The sequence below is a fragment of the Kineococcus arenarius subsp. arenarius genome (genome assembly GCF_050871845.1).
In the GTDB taxonomy this organism is placed as follows: domain Bacteria; phylum Actinomycetota; class Actinomycetes; order Actinomycetales; family Kineococcaceae; genus Kineococcus.
Genome location: NZ_JBJLSE010000171.1, coordinates 1 through 3528 on the forward strand (window position 1 = coordinate 1; position 3528 = coordinate 3528).

Annotated in this window: 2 protein-coding genes; both read left to right on the forward strand. The window is 73.9% G+C overall.

Going from position 1 to position 3528, the window contains the following annotated elements:
- Positions 1-182: 182 nt before the first annotated feature.
- A complete protein-coding gene (locus tag ACRYM0_RS20590) occupies positions 183-1817 on the forward strand; it encodes an ABC-F family ATP-binding cassette domain-containing protein (protein ID WP_432507713.1) in 1635 nt (544 codons plus the stop codon).
- Positions 1818-1916: 99 nt separating this feature from the next.
- The gene (locus ACRYM0_RS20595) at positions 1917-3485 is read left to right on the forward strand and encodes an alanine/glycine:cation symporter family protein (RefSeq protein ID WP_432507714.1); all 1569 of its coding nucleotides are present in this window, start codon (positions 1917-1919) and stop codon (positions 3483-3485) included.
- Positions 3486-3528: the final 43 nt, after the last annotated feature.

Here is a 3528-nt window from a genome sequence, read left to right on the forward strand (position 1 = left end):
GGGAGTGGCGGCGAGCGGCGGGGGGCGCCGAGCGGGCGGGCCCCGCCCCCCCCCCCCCCCCCCCCCCCCCCCGGCCCCCCCGCCCCCCCCCCCCCCCCCCCCCCCCCCCCCCCCCCCCCGGGGGGGGGGCCGGGCGGGGTGGGGTGGGGTGGGGGGTGTGCGGGATCGGGGAGGATGGGGGCGTGAGCGCCACCCTCGTCGCCAAGGACCTCAGCGCGGCGCACGGGACGCGCACCCTGTTCTCCGGGCTGGACCTCGTGATCGCCCCCGGCGACGTCGTCGGCCTGGTCGGCGCCAACGGTGCGGGCAAGTCCACGCTGCTGCGCCTGCTCGCCGGGATCGACGCCCCCGAGTCGGGGTCGGTGATCCTGTCCCCGCCCACCGCGACCGTCGGGTACCTGCCGCAGGAGCCGGAGCGCCGGCCCGGCGAGGCGGTGGCCGCGTTCCTGGCCCGGCGCACCGGCGTGGCCGCGGCGCAGGAGGCGATGGACGCCGCCGCCCAGGGCCTGGCCGAGGGGGTGCCCGGCGCGGACGACCGCTACGCCGACGCCCTGGACCGCTGGCTGGCCCTGGGCGGCGCCGACCTGGACGAGCGCCGCGACGAGGTCCTCGCCGACCTGGGCCTGGCGGTGGACGTGGACCTGCCGATGCCGGCGCTGTCCGGCGGGCAGGCCGCGCGCGCCGGGCTGGCCGCGCTGCTGCTCTCGCGCTACGACGTCTTCCTGCTGGACGAGCCCACCAACGACCTGGACCTGGACGGCCTGGCGCGGCTGGAGCGGTTCGTGCAGCAGCTGCGCTCCCCCGCCGTCGTCGTCAGCCACGACCGCGAGTTCCTGGCCCGCACCGTGGACCGGGTGGTGGAGCTGGACCTGGCGCAGCAGCTCGTGCGGGTCGTCGGCGGCGGCTACGAGGCGTTCCTGGCCGAGCGGGAGGTGCAGCGCCGCCACGCCCGCGAGGAGTACGAGGAGTACGCCGACACGCGTTCGGGGCTGGAGGCCCGCGCCCGGATGCAGCGCAACTGGATGGCCAAGGGCGTGCGCAACGCCGTGCGCAAGGGCGAGCCGGACAAGATGATCCGGGCGAAGATGCGCGAGGGCAGCGAGAAGCAGGCCGCCAAGGCCCGCCAGACCGACCGGATGATCGAGCGGCTGGAGGTCGTCGAGGAGCCGCGCAAGGAGTGGCGGCTGCAGATGTCCATCGCCGCCGCGCCACGGTCGGGCTCGGTGGTGGCGACGCTGCGCGGGGCGGTGGCGCGGCGCGGGGCCTTCACCCTGGGCCCGGTGGACCTGCAGGTCGACGCCGGGGACCGCCTGGCCGTCACCGGCCCCAACGGTGCGGGCAAGACGACGCTGCTGAGCCTGCTGCTGGGCCGCCTGGCCCCCGACGAGGGCGCCGCCTCCCTGGGCTCGGGCGTGCAGGTGGGTGAGGTCGACCAGGCCCGCGGGCTGTTCCTGGGCGAGGCGCCGCTGGCGCGGGCCTTCGCCGAGGCCGTGCCCGACCAGCCGGACGCGGAGGTGCGCACGCTGCTGGCGAAGTTCGGGCTGGGCGCCGCGCACGTGGGCCGGCCGGCGTCGAGCCTGTCGCCGGGCGAGCGCACCCGGGCGGCGCTGGCGCTGCTGCAGGCGCGCGGGGTGAACCTGCTGGTGCTGGACGAGCCGACGAACCACCTGGACCTGCCGGCGATCGAGCAGCTGGAGCAGGCGCTGGAGGGCTACCCGGGCACGTTGCTGCTGGTCAGCCACGACCGGCGGCTGCTGGAGGCGGTGCGGGTGACGCGCCGGGTGGTCGTGCAGGACGGCGCCGTCCGGGAGCTGTGATCACCCGGGCACGACGCGCCACGTTACGACTTCGTTGCGGCTGGGCAAGGGCTGCGAGTAGCGGTTGACGCCGCGCCCCGGAAGCGCTTCTCTGCGCCAATGCCATCCGCAGCCCTCCACGCCCTCGGGGCCTCCGCCACCGCGGAACCCGACAGCGGCGTGCTCGCCAGCATCGAGTCGAGCGTCGACAGCGTCTTCTCCGGCATCGCCGACGGCCTCAGCAGCGTCATCTTCTACTCGGTGAGCATCGGGGGGGCCACCTTCCCGCTCATCGTGGGCTGGCTCGTCCTGGCCGGCCTGATCTTCACCGCGTACTTCGGCTTCATCCAGTTCCGGGGCCTGAAGGTCGCGGTCGAGACCATCCGCGGCCGGTTCAGCAGGGACTCCGACCCCGGTGAGGTCACCCACTTCCAGGCGCTGACCAGCGCCGTGTCCGGCACGGTCGGCCTGGGCAACATCGCCGGCGTGGCCGTCGCCGTGACCGTCGGCGGCCCGGGCGCCACCTTCTGGATGATCGTCGCCGGCCTGCTCGGCATGTGCACGAAGTTCGTCGAGTGCACCCTGGGCGTGAAGTACCGCGAGGTCCACGAGGACGGCAGCGTCACCGGCGGGCCGTTCCGCTACCTCAAGGTCGCCTTCGCCAAGATCAAGGTCACCTGGGTCGGGACGATCCTCACCGCGATCTTCGCCGTGGCGATCTTCTTCTTCGGCGTGGCCGGCGGCAACATGTTCCAGGCCAACCAGACCTTCGCGCAGTTCCGCAACATCACCGGCGGCGAGGACGGCTTCCTCGGCAGCACCGGCGCCGCCTTCGCCTTCGGCATCGTGCTGGCCGCGCTCGTCGGCGCCGTCATCCTCGGCGGCATCACCTCCATCGGCCGGGTCACCTCCCGGCTCGTGCCCGCCATGGCGATCGTCTACGTGCTCGCCTGCCTCATCGTGATCCTCGGCAACATCGGGCAGATCCCCGAGGCCGTCGGCGCGATCCTCAGCAACGCCTTCAACCCCGAGGGCGTCGCCGGCGGCGTGCTCGGCGCGCTCATCGTCGGCTTCCAGCGCGCAGCCTTCTCCAACGAGGCCGGGGTCGGCTCCGCGCCCATCGCCCACTCCGCGGTCAAGACCCACCGCCCCGTCTCCGAGGGCTTCGTGGCCCTGCTGGAGCCGTTCGTCGACACCGTGATCATCTGCACCATGACGGCGCTGACGATCGTCATCGCCAGCCCGGCCAGCTGGCTGGACGCCCGCGACGAGGTCGCCAGCACCGGCTCCACCGGCGCCGACGGCGTGGTCCTGACCTCCGACGCGTTCGAGAGCGTCATCTCCTGGTTCCCGATCGTGCTGGCCATCGCCGTCGCGCTCTTCGCGTTCTCCACCCTCATCACGTGGAGCTACTACTCGGAGAAGGCGTGGGCGCACTTCTTCGGACGCTCCAGCGCCAGCCTGCTGACCTTCAAGGTCGTCTACTGCCTGTTCACCGTCATCGGCACGGTGATGACCTTCAGCTCCGTGCTGACGCTGGCCGACGCGATGCTCTTCATCTGCGCCCTGGTCAACATCATCGGCCTGTACATCCTGGCGCCGGTGGTCAAGGACGAGCTGCGCAGCTACCTCGCCGACCGCCGCAGCGGCAAGCTGGCCCGCGAGGGCGAGGACGTCCCCACCGCCTGACACCCCCCTCCCCCGACGGCCCCCGGCGCGCACCGCGCCGGGG

Bases quoted from the DNA above. Each gene is read 5' to 3' on its own strand.
- ACRYM0_RS20595 (WP_432507714.1), top strand. From the start codon at position 1,917: ATGCCATCCGCAGCCCTCCACGCCCTCGGGGCCTCCGCCACCGCGGAA.